We start from the raw sequence: 17,386 nt of genomic DNA, 5'->3' as shown, positions 1-17,386 counted from the left end.
CTCATGTCACACACGCGCGGGGGCGGGCCTAGCGCACGCCGGATGAGTAGAACCGGGTGCAGCAACCTGTCCAGTGTGCCAGACGAGGGGCGGCGGGACGAAATCGACCCTGGCTAGCGCTCCTGGTCGAGCTCGGCGAGCAGCGCGCGGTCGTGCTTGTCGAGCGCGCCCTCGGGCAGCGCGTCGAGCAGCTCGGGGCGGCGCTCGCGGGTGCGACGCAGCGACTGGTCGCGCCGCCAGCGGTCGATCGCGCGGTGGTTGCCCGAGCGCAGGACCTCCGGCACGGCCAGGTCGCGCCACACCTCGGGCCGGGTGTAGCTGGGGCCCTCCAGCAGCCCGTCGGAGAACGAGTCCTCGGCGGCCGACTTCGGGTTGCCCAGCACGCCGGGCAGCAGGCGGACCACGGCCTCGACCACGACCAGCACCGCCACCTCGCCCCCGACCAGCACGTAGTCGCCGATGGAGACCTCGTCCACGCGCATGCGGCGCGACGCGTCGTCCACGACCCGCTGGTCGATGCCCTCGTACCGGCCGCACGCGAAGACCAGGTGCTCCTCGGCGGCCAGGTCGTGCGCCACCGCCTGGGTGAACGGCCGACCGGCCGGCGTGGGCACGATCAGGCGGGTCTTCGGCGTGCAGACCTCGTCCAGCGCCTCGCCCCACACCTGCGGCTTCATCACCATGCCGGGACCGCCGCCGTACGGGCTGTCGTCCACGGCCTTGTGCACGTCGTGCGTCCAGTCCCGCAGGTCGTGCACGCCGATGCCGATCAGGCCCTTGTCGATCGCCTTGCCCAGCAGGGCCGCGCGGAGCGGGTCCAGGTACTCCGGGAAGATCGTGACGACGTCAATCCGCATCGAGCAGGCCCTCGGGCGGGTCCAGCACCACGCGCCTGCCGGGCACGTCCACGGTGGGCACGATCTCCCGCACGAACGGCACCAGCACCTCGTCGCGGCCCTCGCGCGCGACCACCAGCAGGTCGCCGCCGGGGCCGTGGACGACCTCCAGCACCGTCCCGACCACCGTGCCGTCCGCCAGCTCGGCGGTCAGCCCCTCCAGCTCGTGGTCGTAGAACTCGTCCGGGTCGTCGGTCGGCGGCAGGTCCTCGGTGCTGCCCAGCAGCAACGTGCCCCGCAGCGTCTCGGCGACGTCGCGGGTGAGCACTTCCTCGAAACGCACCAGCAGCCGCCCGGAGTGGTTCCGGGCGGCTGCGACGGTGAGGTTGCGCGACGTGCCGTCGCGCAGCTTGGCCGACAGCACCGAGCCCGTGGCGAAGCGGGCCTCGGGCGAGTCCGTGCGCACGTCGACGGCCAGCTCGCCGCTGATCCCGTGCACCTTGGCCACGCGGCCGACGACGACGTCCATGCGCGCGTTCAGCGGTCGGTGTCGACCACGTCGACGCGCACGCCACGACCACCGATACCGGCCATCACGGTGCGCAGGGCGGTCGCGGTGCGACCGCTGCGGCCGATCACCTTGCCGAGGTCGTCCGGGTGGACGTGCACCTCGAGCGTGCGACCGCGGCGGGTCGTGACCAGGTTCACCCGGACGTCGTCCGGGTGGTCGACGATGCCCCGAACGAGGTGTTCGAGGGCGTCAGCCAACAAGCTCACGCCTCGTCCTTGGCAGCCTCGGGAGCGGCGTCGGCGTCGGCCTTCTTGGCGTCGTCCTTCTTGGCCGACTTCTTCTTCGGGGTCGTCGCCTCGGTCGTCGGGGCGTCGCCCGCGGCGGCCAGCGCGGCGGCGAACAGGTCCGCCTTGCTCGGCTTCTGCTCCTTGACCTTCAGCGTGCCCTCGGCGCCCGGGAGGCCCTTGAACTTCTGCCAGTCACCGGTGATCTCCAGCAGGCGCTGGACCGACTCGGTCGGCTGCGCGCCGACGCCCAGCCAGTACTGCGCGCGGTCGCTGTCCACCGCGATGAACGACGGCTCTTCCTTCGGGTGGTACTTGCCGATCGTCTCGATGGCCTTGCCGTTGCGGCGGGTGCGGGCGTCGGCGACGACGATCCGGTAGTACGGCTGACGGATCTTGCCAAGCCGCTGAAGCTTGATCTTGACGGCCACGGGTGTGGGTGCTCCTCGTGCTCTCGTGTGCTCAGGTGCGGGCAGTCCTCACCCGAGTGGGGCACGGGTGGTGAAAGCCCAGGTGTCTGGGGCGCCATGGCACGGTGAGAGGGACCGACCTCGGCGAACAACCAACCATTCTGCCAGACCGGTCTACCGGACCACGAATCGGGCCACGGTGACGCCGGCGTCCTCCAGCGCCGCCCGGACCCGCCTCGCGTGCTCGACCGCGCCGGGCGTGTCGCCGTGCAGGCAGATCGAGTCGACCTCCGCCGCGACGACCGAGCCGTCCACGGCGACCAGCTCGCCCCGCTCGGCGAGCCGCAGCACCTGCGCGACGACCGCGTCGGCGCCGGTCAGCACGGCGTTCGGCTCGGTGCGCGGCACCAGGGTCGCCTCGGGCGTGTACGCCCGGTCGGCGAACGCCTCCCGGACCGGGCGCAGGCCCGCGCGCTCGGCGTGGTGCAGCAGGCGCGAGCCGGGCAGCCCGAGCACGGGCAGGTCGCCGAACGCCTTGACGCCCTCCACCACGGCGCGCGCCTGCCGGTCGTGGTGCACGGTGGCGTTGTAGAGCGCGCCGTGCGGCTTCACGTACTCGACGGACGTCCCGGCCGCCTTGGCGCACGCGTCCAGCGCACCGATCTGGTAGAGCACCTCGTCGGCCAGCTCGGCCGGGTCGGCGTCGATGAACCGGCGGCCGAAGCCCGCCAGGTCGCGGTAGGACACCTGGGCGCCGACGGCGACGCCCGCGCCGGCCGCCCGCAGGCAGACCCGCCGCATGGTCGAGGGGTCGCCCGCGTGGAAGCCGCACGCCACGTTCGCGCTGGTCACCACGTCGAGCAGGGCTTCGTCGTCGCCCAGGCGCCAGATGCCGAAGCCCTCGCCGAGGTCGCTGTTGAGGTCCATCGCGCGGTCGGTCACGCGGGCATCACCCCGATCGAGACGAGGAGGAGGGTCAGGCCGGGCAGGAAGTTGTTGACCACGTGGGCGACCACGCTGGCGGTGAGCCTGCGGGTGATCAGGCGGGCGATGCCGATGGGCAGGGCGATGACGATCAGCAGCGAGGTCCGCAGCGGTTCCAGGTGGCCGGCCGCGAAGATCAGCGTGGTGAGCACGAAGGCCGCCCACCGGCTCCAGCGCTGCCGCTCGATCGCGCCCCACAGCAGCCCGCGGTAGATCACCTCCTCGCACACCGGGCCGAGGAAGCACACGTAGAGGAACATCGCCACGGCCGCGCCCGGGGGCAGCGCCGAGCCGTCGACCAGCTCGCCGATCGCCGAGGTGGCGTTCTTGTCGCCGACGACCCGCGCCCAGATCACCGCGGCCACGTAGGTGAGCACGAGCCCGAGCGCGCCGAGCTTGAGGCCGACCTTGACGTCCGCCCAGTTCCAGGCCAGCCGCAGGTCGCGGAACGGCCCGTTGCCGCGCACGCAGGTGATGGTGACGGCGACCGCCGCGGCCAGCACCGTCGGCACCATCGAGCCGACCAGCACGAAGCTCACCGAGGAGCCGATGTCCGTGCCCGACGTGCGGGCCACGGCGGTGATGAACACCGCGCTGAGGATGAAGACCGCCTCGACCAGCAGGAACGCGCCGAAGCCCCACCGCTGGCCCGCGTGCACCGGTTCCGGCTCGCGACCGACCGCCCGGACGCTGGCGATCAGGCTCGGCGGTGGTTCATCCGGTCGTGTCACAGCCATCCACCCTAGTCAGCCGGTGTACAGGTACACGGCGGGCAGCAGGTTGTTGGTGGCGTGGGCCACCACGCTGGCGGCCACCCGGCCGGTGGTCATGCGCGCGGCGCCGATGGCGAGCCCCTGGGCGAACAGGCTGAGCACGCGCCAGCTCTCCTCGTGCAGGAACGCGAAGACGACGGCGGTGAGGGCCAGGATCGCCACCTTGGGCACCCGGTAGTGGGCCAGCGCCTGCCACAGCGCGCCCCTGGTGAGCAGCTCCTCGGTCAGCGGCGCGCCGAGGAAGACGAACAGCGCCGCGGCGGCCAGCCAGACCGTGCGGCCGCCGGCCAGCTCCCCGATCCGGTTGAGCGAGCTGGTGCGGTCCGGGTTGATGCGCAGCAGCAACGCCCCGAGGAGCCACGCCGCCAGCAGCGCCGCCCCGCCCGCGGCCAGGCCGACCTTGACGTCGCGGGCCGTGGGCACCAGGCCGAAGTCCTTGTCCGGCCCGTCGCCCCGGCGCCACGACACGACGACGGGACCGAGGCCCAGCAGCACGTTGGGCAGGAAGACGAGCAGCAGGAGCGGCCCGAGGACGGGCGGGTCGGTGACGTCGACCTCGGCGAAGCGGTCGGCCGTGGCCGCGGTGAAGACCAGGACCGCGAGGTGGTAGCCGCCCAGGCCCGCGAAGAACGCCAGGAAGCCCCAGTGCGCCCGGCCGGTGTCCCGGTCCTGCTGTTCCGCCACTCGTCCGAACGTAGTGGTCCGGTGGGGCGGTGTGCCGACCGAGGCGGTTCAAGATCACCCTGACGGCCGCAGAACTCACCTCGGGTGGCGGAAGAACTCCACGTCAGAGGGCGTTGTCACGGAATTCCCACGCCGGTCAGGAGTGGATCCGCCCGCGCAACATCACCAGCTTCGGGTGGCGCAGGGCGTCGAGGTCCTCGCGCGGGTCGGCGTCGTAGACCACCACGTCGGCCGCCGCGCCCTCGGTGAGCGACGGGAACCCCAGCCACTCGCGCGCGGCCCACGACGCGGCGCCCAGGGCCTGGACCGGGGTCATGCCGACGCCGTGCAGCGCCTTGACCTCGTCCACGATCCGGCCGTGCTCGATGCCGCCGCCGGCGTCCGTGCCCGCGTACACCGGCACCCCCGCCTCGACCGCCTTGGCGATGGTCTCGGCGTTGCGGGCGTGCAGGTGCCGCATGTGGCTCTGGTAGGCCGGGTACTTGTCCGCGCCGGCCGCGATCGACGGGAAGTTCTCGATGTTGATCAGCGTCGGCACGAGCGCGGTACCGGCGCGGGCCATCCGGTCGATCGTGTCGTCGGTCAGGCCCGTGCCGTGCTCGATGCAGTCGATCCCGGCGTCCAGCAGCGCCGGCAGGGCGTCCTCGCCGAAGACGTGCGCGGTGACCCTGGCCTTGTTCTCGTGGGCGACCTTGATCGCCTCGGTCAGCGCGTCGGCGGTCCACAGCGGCGCGAGGTCGCCGGTGCCGCGGTCGATCCAGTCGCCGACCAGCTTCACCCAGCCGTCGCCGGCGGCGACCTGCTCGGCCACGGCGGAGGGCAGGTCGGCCGGGTCCTCGATCTCGACGCCCAGGTACTTGATGTACCGCTTGGGCCGGGCCAGGTGCCTGCCCGCGCGGATGATCCGGGGCAGGTCCAGGCGCTCCTGCAGCGGGCGCGTGTCCAGCGGCGAGCCGCAGTCGCGGATGAGCAGCGTGCCCGCGCGGCGGTCGGTCAGCGCCTGGTCGACCGCCTCGGGCAGGTCGACCACGCCCCGCGGGCCCAGGCCGACGTGGCAGTGCGCGTCGACCAGGCCGGGCACGAGGTAGCCGCCGTCGCTGACCGTGGTCGCGCCCGGCACCGGGTTGGTGCGGATGCGCCCGTTGACCACCCAGAGGTCCCTGGGCTCGCCGCCGTCGGGGAGGACCACGCCCCGCAGGTGCAGGCCGCTCACTTGTCGAACTTCAGCTTCGACGGGTCGAAGCCGGGCGGGAGCTGGTCGAAGCCGCCCAGCCCGGGCGGCAGCGCGGGGCCGCCGCCCTGGGTCGGCATCCCGGGCACCATGCCGGGCATGCCGGGGAACCCGCCGCGCACCTTCGGCGGCGTCGGGCCGCGGCCCTTGCCCTTCTTGCCCTTCTTCCCCTTGCCCTTGCGGTTGTTCTTGCCGCCACCGCCGGGCAGGCCGAAGCGGCCGGCCATCTGGCTCATCATCTTGCGCGCTTCGAAGAACCGGTTGACCAGGTCGTTCACGTCGCTGACGCGGACGCCCGAGCCGTTGGCGATGCGCAGCCGGCGCGACGCGTTGATGATCTTGGGGTCGTCGCGCTCGGCCGGGGTCATGCCGCGGATGATCGCCTGCACCCGGTCCAGGTGCTTCTCGTCCAGGTTGGCCAGCTGGTCCTTCATCTGGCCGGCGCCGGGGAGCATGCCGAGCAGGTTCGCGATCGGCCCCATCTTGCGCAGGGCCAGCATCTGCTCCAGGAAGTCCTCCAGCGTGAGCTGGCCGGACCCCATCTTGACCGCGGCGGCCTCGGCCTGCTCGGCGTCGAACGCCTGCTCGGCCTGCTCGATCAGGGTGAGCATGTCACCCATGCCCAGGATGCGGCTCGCCATCCGGTCCGGGTGGAAGACGTCGAAGTCCTCGAGCTTCTCGCCGTTCGACGCGAACAGGATCGGCTGGCCGGTGACCTCGCGGACGCTGAGCGCCGCGCCACCGCGGGCGTCGCCGTCGAGCTTGGTGAGCACCACGCCGGTGAAGCCGACGCCGTCGCGGAACGCCGTGGCGGTGTTCACCGCGTCCTGGCCGATCATCGCGTCGACCACGAACAGCACCTCGTCGGGCTGCACGGCGGCGCGGATGTCGACGGCCTGGCGCATCATCTCCTCGTCCACGCCGAGGCGGCCCGCGGTGTCGACCACGACGATGTCGTGCTGCGCCCGCTTGGCCTCCTCGATGCCCTTGCGGGCCACGTCGACCGGGTCGCCGACGCCGTTGCCGGGCTCGGGCGCGAACACGGGGACGCCCGCCCGCTCGCCGACCACCTGCAACTGCGTGACCGCGTTGGGGCGCTGGAGGTCGCACGCCACCAGGATCGGGGTGTGGCCCTGGCCCTTGAGCCACCTGGCGAGCTTGCCCGCCAGGGTCGTCTTGCCCGCGCCCTGGAGGCCGGCGAGCATGATCACGCTCGGCGGGTTCTTGGCCAGGTTCAGCCTGCGGGTCTCCCCGCCGAGGATGCCGACCAGCTCCTCGTTGACGATCTTGACGACCTGCTGGGCCGGGTTCAGGGCCTGGCTGACCTCGGCGCCCTTGGCGCGCTCCTTGACCTTCGCGATGAACGTGCGCACGACGGGCAGCGCGACGTCGGCCTCCAGCAGCGCGACCCGGATCTCGCGCGCGGTCGCGTCGATGTCGGCCTCGGACAGCCGCCCCTTGCCCCGCAGGTTCTGCAGGACCGAGGTGAGCCGGTCGGAAAGGGTGTTGAACACGGTGCCGCCAGACCTCGCACGTCGTCGGTGGGTTCCTCCCGCCCAGGGTAGCCGCTCACGCCGGCGTCACCGACAGGCGCAGGTGGTCACGCCGGGTCAGCAGGGTCAGGCCGTGCCAGCCCCGCGGCGGCACGCCCGCGGCGAACCGGGTCCGCAGCCGGGCCGCGCGGCGCACGTGCCGGGCGAACGACCGCGACCGGATCAGCCTGCCCCGCTCCACCTGGCCGGACAGCGCCTCCTCGGGGCTCGCGTCCAGCCACAGGAAGTGCCGCGGCCTGCCCGCGAGCGCGCCGACGGCGACCAGGCCGGCACGCGTGGTGGGCCGGGTGGACGGCTCGTGCACGAGCAGCAGGCCGGTGGCGGCGAACGCGAACCACGCGATCCGCAGGCGGTGGACCAAGTGCACCAGCGGTCGGTAGAGCCGGTACGGCAGCGCTTCGGGGAAGACCGCGCGCAGCCGGGCCCGCACCTGGTCGGAGTCCAGCACGACGGCGGGCGCGCCGCCCGCGTCGGCCGCGGCGAGCAGCGTCGACTTGCCCGCTCCCGGCAGTCCGGCCAGCACGACCAGCGAGCGCGGCCTCACGGCGACAGCGGTCATCGCATCCATACTAAAGAGACGTTTCGGGCGCGGGCGCGTTCCGGAGCGGCCGGGGGCGGCCCGACCCCTCGACGGGCCGCTCCCGACCACGTGGCGCCGTGCCCGCCGGAGCCCCCCGGTCCGGCCGGGACTCCCCCGTGCCACGGGTGGAAGCCTGCCCCCGAACGGGTGGCGTCGGCAGCGTGAGCACCCCCGGTCGGTCGTGCGTAGACCTACGCAACCCTCAGCGCGCGGCCTGGAGGACGGCCCGCTCGATCCGCCGCCGGTCGGCGTCCGCGGCGCCCTCCGGCACCGTGACGGCGAACGAGTCGACGACCGTGGAGCCCAACGTGGACACCCGCGCCCACACGATGTCCACACCGGACCGCTCCAGCGCGTCCGCGACGCGGTGCAGCAGCCCGATCCGGTCGGCCGCCCGCAGCTCCAGCACCACCGCGCCGGTCGACTCGTCGTCGAACCACAGCACCTTCGGCGGCGGCGGGTCCTGCGGCGGGCCGCCGTAGTCGCGCTCCTTGGCGGCGAGCTTGTCGGCCAGCGCGAGGGAGCCGTCCAACGCCCTGGTGAGCTGCTCGCGCAGCAGGGTCACGTCCGGGAGGGAGCCGAACCTGGGCGACACGGTGAACACGTCGACCGCTGCCGCGCCGAGGGCGGGGTCGACGTGGGAGCGCAGGGTCGCCGCGTGCACTTCCAGGGAGTTCAGCGCGAGCACGCCCGCGGCCCGCGACAACGTGCCGGGCCGGTCGGGCGCGATCACGGTGACGGTGGCCGCGTGGTCGCCCGGGTCGATCAGGACGTCGGGCCGGCCGCTCGCCAGCACGGCCTGCGCGAGGTCCTGCTGGCGCCGCTCCAGCGGCTCCGGCTCGGGCAGCGGGTCGCCGGCCATCGCCGTGCGGCAGCGCGCGACCAGGTCGTTGACCAGCGACGCCTTCCAGTCCGACCACGCGCCCGGCCCGGTGGCCACGGCGTCGGCCTCGGCCAGCGCGGCCAGCAGCTCCAGCAGCACGGGGTCGCCGCCGAGCGTGTCCACCACGCGGCGCACGGTGGCCTCGTCCTCCACGTCACGGCGGGTCGCGGTGTGCGGGAGCAGGAGGTGGTGGCGCACCAGGGCGGTCAGCGTGAGGACGTCCTGCGGCCACAGCCCGAGGCGTTCGGCGATCTGCGTCGTCAGCGCCGCGCCGACCTCCGAGTGGTCGGCCTGCCTGCCCTTGCCGATGTCGTGCACCAGCGCGCCGAGCAGCAGCAGGTCCGGCCGGGACACCGTGGTGACCAGGCGGGCCGCGTGCGCGGTGGTCTGCACCAGGTGGCGGTCCACGGTCCAGGTGTGGGCGGCGTCGCGCGGCGGCAGGTCGCGCACCGCGCCCCACTCGGGGAACAGCCTGCCCCACAGGCCGGTGCGGTCCAGCGCCTCCACCACGTCGATCAGGCCCGTGCCGCTGCCCAGCAGCGCCAGCAGCTCCTCGCGGGCCTCGCGCGGCCACGGTTGGCGCAGCTCCGGCGCGGAGTCGGCGAGCTTGGCCAGGGTGCCCGCGGCGATCGGGTGCCTGCTGCGGGCGGCGGCCGTGGCCACGCGCAGCAGCAGCGCCGGGTCGCGGCTGGGCACGGCGTCGCGGGCCAGCGCCACCTCCGAGCCGTGCAGCACGACGCCCTCGTCCAGCGGGCGCCGGGCGGGCGTGCGGCGCAGCGGGGACCGCGCGAACACGCCCAGCCCGCGCTTGGGCACCGCGGCGCGCGCCGTGCGCATGGCCACGTCCACGGCGTAGACGATCGTGCGCGCGGCCGACGACATCGAGCGGGCCAGCGCGAAGCGGTCGGGCAGGCCCAGCGCGGCGGCCACCTCGTCGCCGTCCTGCGCCCGCAGCACGTCACGCGGCTTGCGCGCCACCCGGCGCAGCTCGGTGCGCACGTCCAGCAGCAGCCTGCGGGCCTCGTCCACCTCGGCGGAGGGCCGGTCGGTCAGCTGCGCCGCGCTCAGCGCGTCCAGCAGCGTCACGTCCCGCAGCCCGCCCCGGCCGTGCTTGAGGTCCGGTTCCACGCGGTGCGCGATCTCGCCGCTGCGCGCCCAGCGCCGCGACGCCGACTCGGCCATCTCGTCCAACCGGGTGCGCACGCCGGTCCGCCACGCCTGCCGGGCGCTGTCGGCCAGCCGCTGCCCGATCTCCTGGTCGCCCGCGATGTGGCGCAGGTCCAGCAGCCCCAGCGCGGTGCGCAGGTCGCCCGCCGCGACGCGCAGCGCCTCGCCGACCGTGCGCACCGAGTGGTCCAGGCCGATGCCGGAGTTCCACAGCGGGTACCACAGCTTCCCGGCGATCTCGTCCACGCCCTTGTGCCCGTTGTGCACCAGCAGCAGGTCGAGGTCCGAGTAGGGCACCAGCTCGCGCCTGCCCAGTCCCCCCACGGCGACCAGCGCGACCCCGCCGCCCGACCCGCCGACGCCCGACTGCGAGGCGTGGGCCGTCAGCCAGAACTCGTGCAGGTCCACCAGCGCCTCGCGCAGCGGCTCCCCCGTCAGACGGCGCCGACCTGGCGCGAGCAGTTGATCGCGTGCCCGCACCAGGTCGTCAGCCGTGACGACGGCCGTCTTCTCGTCATCCATACGGCCGTCTCCCATCCCTACCGCGGTCCCCTAAAGGGCATCCGAGCCGCGTTCCCCGGTGCGGACCCGGATGACCGTGTCGACCGGGGTCACCCAGACCTTCCCGTCGCCGATCTTGCCGGTGCGCGCGGCCTCCACGACGGCGTCGAGGACCTTCTCCACGGCGGTGTCGTCCACCAGGACCTCGATGCGCAGCTTGGGCACGAAGTCCACGGCGTACTCGGCGCCGCGGTAGACCTCGGTGTGGCCCTTCTGCCTGCCGTACCCCTGGACCTCGCTGACGGTCATGCCCAGCACGCCCAGCTGCTCCAGGGACGCCTTCACGTCGTCCAGCGTGAAGGGCTTGATGATCGCGGTGACCAACTTCATGACTTGGTGCTCCCCTCAAGGACAGCAGTGGCGCCGGCGGCGACACTGGGCTTGCTGCCGCCGCGGGTGCCGATGCCGCCGCCGAACTCGTAGGCCGTCTCGGCGTGCTCGGCCTCGTCGATGCCGGCGACCTCGGCCTCCTGGTCGGCGCGGAAGCCGACGGTGAGCTTGACCAGGTAGCCCAGCACGAGGCTCAGCACGAACGAGTAGGCGAGCACGGCCAGCGCGCCGACGACCTGCCGCCACAGCTGGTCCAGGCCGCCACCGTAGAAGAGGCCGTCGACACCCGCCGGGGCGGAGGAGCTGGCGAAGAAGCCGATCAGGATCGTGCCGGACAGGCCGCCGACCAGGTGCACGCCGACCACGTCGAGCGAGTCGTCGAAGCCGAAGCGGTACTTCAGGCTGACCGCCAGGGCGCACAGGGCGCCGGTGATCGCGCCGACCGCGATCGCGCCGAGCGGGGTGACCGAGGAGCAGGCCGGGGTGATGGCGACCAGGCCCGCGACGATGCCGGAGGCGGCGCCCAGGGTGGTGGCGTTGCCGTCGCGGACGCGTTCCACGAGCAGCCAGCCGAGCATCGCGGCGCAGGTGGCGACCAGGGTGTTGACGAACGTGACGCCGGCGGTGCCGTTCGCGGCGACGGCGGAGCCCGCGTTGAAGCCGAACCAGCCGAACCACAGCAGGCCCGCGCCGAGCACGACCAGCGGCAGGCTGTGCGGCTTCATCCGGTCCTTCGGCCAACCGACGCGCTTGCCGAGGACCAGCGCCAGGGCGAGGCCCGCGGCGCCCGCGTTGATGTGGACCGCCGTGCCGCCCGCGAAGTCGATGGCGAGCAGCTTGTTGGCGATCCAGCCGCCCGGGTCGACGACGTTGCCGTCGGCGTCCTTGCCGTCGAAGTCGAACACCCAGTGCGCGACCGGGAAGTACACCAGCAGCGACCACAGGCCGGCGAACAGCAGCCACGGCCCGAACCGGGCGCGGTCGGCGATCGCGCCGGAGATCAGCGCCACCGTGATGATGGCGAACATCGCCTGGAACGCGACGAAGACGGTGGTCGGGATGGTCCCGAACGCCGACTCCTTGCCGAGCAGGCCGTCCAGGCCGAAGAACTCGAACGGCTTGCCGAGCAGGCCGGCGCCGACGTCGGTGCCGAACGCCGTGGAGTAGCCGACCAACACCCAGAGCACACCGACCACGGCGATTGCGCCCAGGCTCATCATCATCATGTTGAGCACACTCTTGGACCGGACCATGCCCCCGTAGAAGAAGGCAAGTCCCGGCGTCATCAACAGCACCAGTGCGGCACTGGTGAGCACCCAGGCGGTGTCCCCTGTATCCACGTCGACCTCCACTGCACGTCGGTTGCAGGGAGCATCGGTATGTCCTGTTTCGCGCGGCCGCGCCACAGGTTTCGCAGAGGTGAACTGTCCCCGCCCCGGTGTTACGGGCGCGTTTCACGGGGTTGAAGCACGCCCGCGCGACCGCGATCCGCACCGGTGAGGTCGGCCTCCCGGTGACGGACGGTGCGAGCGCGGGCGCACCGCGGCGGTGATTCGTGTGACCCCGCCGAACGCCCCGGCGACGCTGGGTCACCGCCGGTCGTGCCCGGTCCGCACCGGGCGAGGCCGCCCCCGCCGTCGTGCGGGGGCGGCCACCGGCGTCCGGCTACCAGCCGGGGACGGCCTGGGTCGGGCCCTCGGGCACCGGCCTGGCGCCCGGCGTCGCGGCCGACACCGGGGCGGGCTCCACCGCCGCGCACCGGGCGCCCGGCCGCGGGGTCCTCAGGTTGATCAAGTAGTCGTCCGTCGCGCCGCGGGTGCAGTCGCTGCGGTCGTACACGCCGTGGCCCCAGCCCTCGTAGGTGAGCAGGACGGTGGTGTCGCGGCTCTGCCGGTGCGCGTCGACCGCCCACTCGTACCCGGTGGCGGGGTCGTGCAGCGCGTTGAGCATCAGGATCTTCGGCGCGTGGTCGAGGTCCAACCGGTGCTGCGGGTTGTTCACCCGCCCCGGCAGCCCCACGCACCCGGCCATCGCCGCGTGCCCGAGCGACGAGCCGCGCATGTGCGGCGCGACCTGCCGGGCGCGGTCGACCAGCGCGGAGAACTGCCGGTGGTCGGCGACCCGGATCGCCCAGTCCTGGCAGAACACGGCCGCGAACGGGTTGAGCGCGGTCTCCTCGGCCGCGAAGGCGGCCCTGGCGGGCGTGCCCGCGCCGAGTTCCACCAGCGACTCCGACAGCGGCTGCCAGTCGGGGCCGTAGAACGCGCTGAACGCGATGCCGATGATGTCGTCGGCACCGAGGGTCCGGGTCGGTTCGAACGGGTCGACCACCTCGCCCCGGTCGGCGCGGGCCAGCAGGTCGTCCCAGGCCGCGGTGACGTCCCGGCCGTGCAGGGCGCACGACTCGGCGCGGTCGCACCACGCCACGAACTCGCGGAACGAGTCCTCGGCCGTCCGCGCCTCGGTCTCGTTGAACCGCCACGTGCCGAGGCTGTGGTCCATGTTCGAGTCGATCACCATGGCCCGCACGTCCCGGCCGAACTCCTCGGCGTACTGCCGGCCGATGAGCGTGCCGTAGGACAGGCCGTAGTAGTTGATCCGGCGCTCGCCGAGGGCCTTGCGCAGCGCGTCGACGTCCTTGACCACGGAGCCGGTGTCGGCGTGGTCGTGGACGGGACCGCTGTGCGCGCGGCAGTCGGCGGCCAACTCCCGGTTGTAGGCGGCCAGGGCGTCGAACGCGCGCTGGTCGGCGGGGTGGACCGACGGCTGCCGGCCGAGCACCTCGACCGAGCACCGGACGGGTTGGCTGCGGCCGACACCGCGCGGGTCGAAGCCGACGATGTCGAAGCGCTGCCGGACCTCGGGGCTGAAGTAGCCGTCGGCGCGCAGGGCGAAGTTCACCCCCGAGCCGCCGGGACCACCGGGGTTGACCACCAGGGCGCCGATGCGCCGCGCGGGGTCGGTGGCCTTGCGGCGGGCCACGGCGAGGTCGAACCGCTCCCCGCGCGGTCGCGCCCAGTCGATCGGCAGGCTCAGCGTGCCGCACTCGACCTCGGCCGGTTCGGGGCACGGGTGCCAGTCGATCGTCGCGGCGCCCCGGTCCCCCGGCTCGGCCGACGCCGGTGACGCGGTGCCCGCGGCGAGCGCCGGCGCGGCCGCGACACCGCCCAGCGCCCTCGTGATCGGTCGCACAGGTTCCTCCCTGGTTCCTGTTCACCCAATCGGGAGTTCGCAGGCTCCCAGGGCGTTCGGAGGCACCACAACCGACGGAAGTCTCACCTGTGATCAGCCCGAAGGCTGACAACCTCCCGCGCCGTCACAGCAACTCCCGGTAGCGGCGGGTGATCACGTCGAGCCCCTCGGCGGTCAAGCCGCCGATCAGGCGCAGCCGGGCCATTCCGCCGTCCGGGTAGATGTCGAGCCGCACGTGGGTCGCCTCGGGCACGCCGTCGACGCGGAAGCGGTGCCGGGTGTCGGGCTGCAACCGGGTGCGGGGCAGCACGTCGAACTCCGCGCCGGTGCGCGCGTCGCGCCCCCGGACCGACGCCCAGCCGGGCGCGTTGCCCTTGAAGTGGCTGGTGTCCAGTTCCGCGAGCCGGATCACGCCCGGCGCGGCCAGTTCCACCTCCACCCAGTCGTTGCCGTCGTCACGGCGGCGCGCGGTCTCCCAGCCCTCGCCCATGACGGTCGCCCGGTCGGGCGCGATGAGGTTGCCGGGATCGCCGTAGAACATGTTGCTGCACCCCGTGACCGACGCGCCGTTCTCCGCCGCGGCCAGGTCGAACGCCTCCGGCACGACGAGCTCCGGGTCGACCACCGGGCTGCCGAACACGCGCAGCCTGGCCACGCCGCCGTCCGGGTACACGGTCAGCCGCACGTGCGTGTACCGGCGGCGCGCGGTCACCTCGAAGTAGTGCTTGCGGTCGCCGCCCAGTGGCGACTTCGGCACCACCGCCTCCCAGCCGGTCAGCTCGCCGGGCGCCGGGTAGCCCCGGGCGGAGGTCGCCTCGACCGACGCGAACGGCGGGTAGTTGCCCTTGAAGAACGCGGTGTCGACCACCACGCCCCGGATCACGCCGGGCAGGCCGAGCCGGACGATCGCCCGGTCCTCGCCGGGCTCGCGCCTGCGGCGCGTCTCCCACCCGTCGTAGACCTGGCCCTTGTGCCCGAACGTGTAGGTCGCGTACCGCGGCTCGGGCTTGAGGATGAGGTTCTCGCGCTCGGCGAAGGACTCGTCGTTGGCCCACACGACGCTGCCGCCCACCGAGCGGCAGGCCAGGTCGGGCAGCCGGGTCCAGTCGGGGGTTCCCGTCATGCGCCTCCTCGGTCCGGTCCCCGGTCCGGCCGGGGGCGTTCGAGCAACCTGCCGCGCGGCCGGTCGTCGATCGGCCGCCCGCGCAGCCACGTCTGCCGCACCACGCCCGCCAGCGGGCGGCCGTGGTAGGGCGTCACGGGGTTGCGGTGGCGCAGCGCGGCGCGGTCCACCACGAACGCCTCATCCGGGGCGAAGACGCAGAAGTCCGCGTCCGCGCCGGGTTCGATGCGGCCCTTGGTGGTCAGGCCGACCAGGTCGGCGGGCCGGGTCGCCATCCACCGGGCCACGTCGGTCAGCGCGTACCCGCGCTGCCTGGCCTGGGTCCACACCGCCGGCAGGCCCAGTTGCAGGCTCGCGATGCCGCCCCACGCCGTGGCGAAGTCACCTTGCTTCAACTCCGGCGTGCACGGCGAGTGGTCCGTGACCACGAGGTCGATCAGGTCCTCGCCCAGCGCCCGCCACAGCTGCTCGCGGTTGGCCGCGTCGCGGATCGGCGGGCAGCACTTGAACTCCGTCGCGGTGTCGGCGATCTCCTCGGCCACGAACGTGAGGTAGTGCGGGCAGGTCTCGGCGGTCAGCCGCAGCCCCAGCTCCTTGGCCGTGCGCACCTGCCGCACCGCCTCGCCGCTGGACAGGTGCAGCACGTGCAGCCGCGCCCCGGTCTCGTTGGCCAGGTCCACCACGGTGGTGACGGCGTGCGACTCGGCCCGGTGCGGCCGGGAGTCGAGGAAGGCCCGGTAGTCCGGCCCCGGCTCGGTGACCTGGTGCGGGTCCTCGGCGTGGACGACGACGAGGGCGTCGCGCGGGCGCAGCCGCAGCAGGGCGGCCCGCAGCTCGTCCTCGCTGACGTGCGGGAACTCGTCCACGCCGGAGTGGATCAGGAAGCACTTGAAGCCGAACACCCCGGCCTCGTGCAGCTCGTCGAGGTCGTCGAGGTTGGTCGGCACGATGCCGCCCCAGAAGCCGACGTCGACGTTGACCTCGCCGCGCGCCGCGTCCCGCTTGGCCTCCAGCGCGGCCGCGGAGGTCGTCGGGGGCAGGCTGTTGAGCGGCATGTCCACGATCGTGGTGACGCCGCCCGCCGCCGCGGCCCGGGTGGCCGTCGCGAAGCCCTCCCAGTCGCCGCGGCCCGGGTCGTTCACGTGGACGTGCGTGTCGACCAGGCCGGGCAGGAGGACTTCGTCGTCGGCCAGCGCCACGACGGTGTCGGCGTCGAGGTGGTCGGCCACGGCGACGACGCGACCGCCCGCCACGCCGACGTCGGCGCGGCGTTCACCGTCGGGGGTGACGACTCGGGCAGCGCGCAGCACCAGGTCCATGCCGGTCACTCTCCCAGCCGATCGGCGGCGGTGCGAAGGGTCCGGTTCGTGAAATCCGCGTTTCGGGCGGCGGGAGGACCGGCGGTCCTTCGGTGGCGGCGCGAGACTGTTGACACGTGATGGGGGCGCTCGTACCGTCGCCCTTCGCGGAAAGGCGATTCCGCGATACAGAAACGGGGAGCGTCCGTGCCCGGTCTGGAAGCGTTCAACTCCGCACCCGCGGACCGGCTCCGCCCCGTGCTCGCCGACTGCCTCGCCGTGCCGCGCTGGGTCGACGCGCTGCTGGCGGGCCGCCCCTACGCCGACGTGGACGCGCTGCTCGCCGCCGCCGACCGGCACGCGGACCTGAGCGATGACGAGGTCCGCGCGGCCATCGCGGGCCACCCCCGCATCGGGGAGCGGGCCGGGGGCGACGGGGTGGCCGCGAGGTGGTCGGCCGACGAGCAGTCCGGCGTCGCCTCGTCGCTCGCCGACCGGCTGCGCGCCGCCAACGCCGCCTACGAGGACCGGTTCGGGCACATCTACCTGGTGTGCGCCACCGGCTTGACCGGCGAACGGGTGCTGGCCGACCTCACCGCCCGGATGGCGAACCCGCCGGACGCCGAGCTGCGCGTGGTGAACCGGGAACTGGCGAAGATCGCGGCCCTGCGGCTGGAGAAGGTGCTGGCATGAGCACGCTGTCCACCCACGTGCTCGACGCCGAGGCGGGCCGGCCGCGCGTCGGCGTGCCGGTCCGGCTGGAGCGCGGCGGCGAGGTGCTGGCCGAAGGGGTCACCGACGACGACGGCAGGCTGCGCTTCGCGCACGGGCTGACCCCCGGCGTGCACCGGCTGGTCTTCGAGGTCGACACGCCGTTCTACCCGGAGATCACCGTCGCGTTCCGGGTCACCGCGGACCGGCCGCACCTGCACGTGCCGGTCCTGCTCAGCCCGTTCGCCTACACGACCTACCGAGGGAGCTGACCG

The 17,386-nt window shown here is 73.6% G+C and carries 18 protein-coding genes; 2 read left to right on the top strand and 16 right to left on the bottom strand.

Annotated elements, in window-relative coordinates; all coding sequences use genetic code 11:
- Positions 1 to 113: 113 nt before the first annotated feature.
- The 16 genes from trmD to allB all read right to left on the bottom strand — a co-directional run bounded on the left by trmD (position 114) and on the right by allB (position 16,421).
- Positions 114 to 857, bottom strand: a complete 744-nt coding sequence (gene trmD / locus ACIGNX_RS20075) for a tRNA (guanosine(37)-N1)-methyltransferase TrmD (protein ID WP_396542137.1) — start codon at positions 855 to 857, stop codon at positions 114 to 116.
- Positions 847 to 1,365 (bottom strand): ribosome maturation factor RimM, encoded by a 519-nt coding sequence (rimM, locus tag ACIGNX_RS20070; protein WP_396542135.1) that lies wholly within the window; start codon positions 1,363 to 1,365, stop codon positions 847 to 849. Before rimM ends, trmD begins: the two co-directional genes overlap by 11 nt.
- Before the next feature lie 8 nt (positions 1,366 to 1,373).
- Positions 1,374 to 1,613, bottom strand: a complete 240-nt coding sequence (locus ACIGNX_RS20065; RefSeq protein ID WP_015104447.1) for an RNA-binding protein — start codon at positions 1,611 to 1,613, stop codon at positions 1,374 to 1,376.
- Positions 1,610 to 2,062: a 30S ribosomal protein S16 gene (gene rpsP / locus ACIGNX_RS20060; RefSeq protein ID WP_396542133.1), complete on the bottom strand. Its 453-nt coding sequence runs from the start codon at positions 2,060 to 2,062 to the stop codon at positions 1,610 to 1,612. Before rpsP ends, ACIGNX_RS20065 begins: the two co-directional genes overlap by 4 nt.
- Positions 2,063 to 2,215: 153 nt before the next feature.
- Entirely contained in the window at positions 2,216 to 2,968 is a 753-nt protein-coding gene (locus tag ACIGNX_RS20055; RefSeq protein ID WP_396542459.1) for a LamB/YcsF family protein, read from the bottom strand.
- Between the two features lie 11 nt (positions 2,969 to 2,979).
- Positions 2,980 to 3,762: a lysostaphin resistance A-like protein gene (locus ACIGNX_RS20050; RefSeq protein ID WP_396542131.1), complete on the bottom strand. Its 783-nt coding sequence runs from the start codon at positions 3,760 to 3,762 to the stop codon at positions 2,980 to 2,982.
- Positions 3,763 to 3,771: 9 nt separating this feature from the next.
- Positions 3,772 to 4,482 (bottom strand): lysostaphin resistance A-like protein, encoded by a 711-nt coding sequence (locus ACIGNX_RS20045; protein WP_396542129.1) that lies wholly within the window; start codon positions 4,480 to 4,482, stop codon positions 3,772 to 3,774.
- 136 nt (positions 4,483 to 4,618) lie between these two features.
- A complete protein-coding gene (locus ACIGNX_RS20040) occupies positions 4,619 to 5,695 on the bottom strand; it encodes an amidohydrolase family protein (RefSeq protein WP_396542127.1) in 1,077 nt (358 codons plus the stop codon).
- Complete coding sequence (gene ffh / locus ACIGNX_RS20035; RefSeq protein ID WP_396542125.1) at positions 5,692 to 7,227, bottom strand: signal recognition particle protein; 1,536 nt, start codon at positions 7,225 to 7,227, stop codon at positions 5,692 to 5,694. Before ffh ends, ACIGNX_RS20040 begins: the two co-directional genes overlap by 4 nt.
- Positions 7,228 to 7,282: 55 nt before the next feature.
- Positions 7,283 to 7,825, bottom strand: a complete 543-nt coding sequence (locus tag ACIGNX_RS20030) for an AAA family ATPase (RefSeq protein WP_396542123.1) — start codon at positions 7,823 to 7,825, stop codon at positions 7,283 to 7,285.
- Between the two features lie 223 nt (positions 7,826 to 8,048).
- Complete coding sequence (locus tag ACIGNX_RS20025) at positions 8,049 to 10,418, bottom strand: [protein-PII] uridylyltransferase (RefSeq protein ID WP_396542121.1); 2,370 nt, start codon at positions 10,416 to 10,418, stop codon at positions 8,049 to 8,051.
- A 30-nt stretch (positions 10,419 to 10,448) separates the two neighbouring features.
- On the bottom strand, positions 10,449 to 10,787 hold the full coding sequence (locus tag ACIGNX_RS20020) for a P-II family nitrogen regulator (RefSeq protein ID WP_230567690.1): 339 nt from the start codon (positions 10,785 to 10,787) through the stop codon (positions 10,449 to 10,451).
- On the bottom strand, positions 10,784 to 12,127 hold the full coding sequence (locus ACIGNX_RS20015; protein ID WP_396542119.1) for an ammonium transporter: 1,344 nt from the start codon (positions 12,125 to 12,127) through the stop codon (positions 10,784 to 10,786). The genes ACIGNX_RS20020 and ACIGNX_RS20015 overlap by 4 nt, the downstream gene beginning before the upstream one ends.
- Positions 12,128 to 12,452: 325 nt before the next feature.
- Positions 12,453 to 13,979, bottom strand: a complete 1,527-nt coding sequence (locus ACIGNX_RS20010; RefSeq protein WP_396542117.1) for an alpha/beta hydrolase — start codon at positions 13,977 to 13,979, stop codon at positions 12,453 to 12,455.
- Positions 13,980 to 14,103: 124 nt separating this feature from the next.
- Positions 14,104 to 15,102 carry an allantoicase gene (alc, locus tag ACIGNX_RS20005; protein WP_396542115.1) on the bottom strand — a complete coding sequence of 333 codons (999 nt, stop codon included), beginning with the start codon at positions 15,100 to 15,102 and terminating at the stop codon, positions 14,104 to 14,106.
- Positions 15,099 to 16,421 carry an allantoinase AllB gene (gene allB, locus ACIGNX_RS20000; RefSeq protein WP_396542113.1) on the bottom strand — a complete coding sequence of 441 codons (1,323 nt, stop codon included), beginning with the start codon at positions 16,419 to 16,421 and terminating at the stop codon, positions 15,099 to 15,101. Before allB ends, alc begins: the two co-directional genes overlap by 4 nt.
- Before the next feature lie 186 nt (positions 16,422 to 16,607).
- Here allB and uraD point away from each other — a divergent pair, with 186 nt between their 5' ends.
- Both uraD and ACIGNX_RS19990 read left to right on the top strand, forming a co-directional pair.
- Positions 16,608 to 17,093 carry a 2-oxo-4-hydroxy-4-carboxy-5-ureidoimidazoline decarboxylase gene (uraD, locus tag ACIGNX_RS19995; protein WP_396542111.1) on the top strand — a complete coding sequence of 162 codons (486 nt, stop codon included), beginning with the start codon at positions 16,608 to 16,610 and terminating at the stop codon, positions 17,091 to 17,093.
- On the top strand, positions 17,090 to 17,383 hold the full coding sequence (locus ACIGNX_RS19990; RefSeq protein WP_396542109.1) for a hydroxyisourate hydrolase: 294 nt from the start codon (positions 17,090 to 17,092) through the stop codon (positions 17,381 to 17,383). The genes uraD and ACIGNX_RS19990 overlap by 4 nt, the downstream gene beginning before the upstream one ends.
- Positions 17,384 to 17,386 lie beyond the last annotated feature (3 nt).

It is taken from the genome of Actinosynnema sp. NPDC053489, from assembly GCF_044544865.1.
Lineage (GTDB): Bacteria > Actinomycetota > Actinomycetes > Mycobacteriales > Pseudonocardiaceae > Actinosynnema.
Note: the sequence above shows the minus strand (reverse complement) of the source record. Positions and strands in the feature narration are given on the sequence as shown.

Coding starts and splice junctions, on each gene's coding strand:
- ACIGNX_RS20020 (WP_230567690.1), bottom strand. CDS start 10,787: ATGAAGTTGGTCACCGCGATCATCAAGCCCTTCACGCTGGACGACGTG.
- trmD (WP_396542137.1), bottom strand. CDS start 857: ATGCGGATTGACGTCGTCACGATCTTCCCGGAGTACCTGGACCCGCTC.
- ACIGNX_RS20030 (WP_396542123.1), bottom strand. CDS start 7,825: ATGACCGCTGTCGCCGTGAGGCCGCGCTCGCTGGTCGTGCTGGCCGGA.
- ACIGNX_RS19990 (WP_396542109.1), top strand. CDS start 17,090: ATGAGCACGCTGTCCACCCACGTGCTCGACGCCGAGGCGGGCCGGCCG.
- rimM (WP_396542135.1), bottom strand. CDS start 1,365: ATGGACGTCGTCGTCGGCCGCGTGGCCAAGGTGCACGGGATCAGCGGC.
- ACIGNX_RS20025 (WP_396542121.1), bottom strand. CDS start 10,418: ATGGATGACGAGAAGACGGCCGTCGTCACGGCTGACGACCTGGTGCGG.
- ACIGNX_RS20050 (WP_396542131.1), bottom strand. CDS start 3,762: ATGGCTGTGACACGACCGGATGAACCACCGCCGAGCCTGATCGCCAGC.
- allB (WP_396542113.1), bottom strand. CDS start 16,421: ATGGACCTGGTGCTGCGCGCTGCCCGAGTCGTCACCCCCGACGGTGAA.
- alc (WP_396542115.1), bottom strand. CDS start 15,102: ATGACGGGAACCCCCGACTGGACCCGGCTGCCCGACCTGGCCTGCCGC.
- ACIGNX_RS20055 (WP_396542459.1), bottom strand. CDS start 2,968: ATGGACCTCAACAGCGACCTCGGCGAGGGCTTCGGCATCTGGCGCCTG.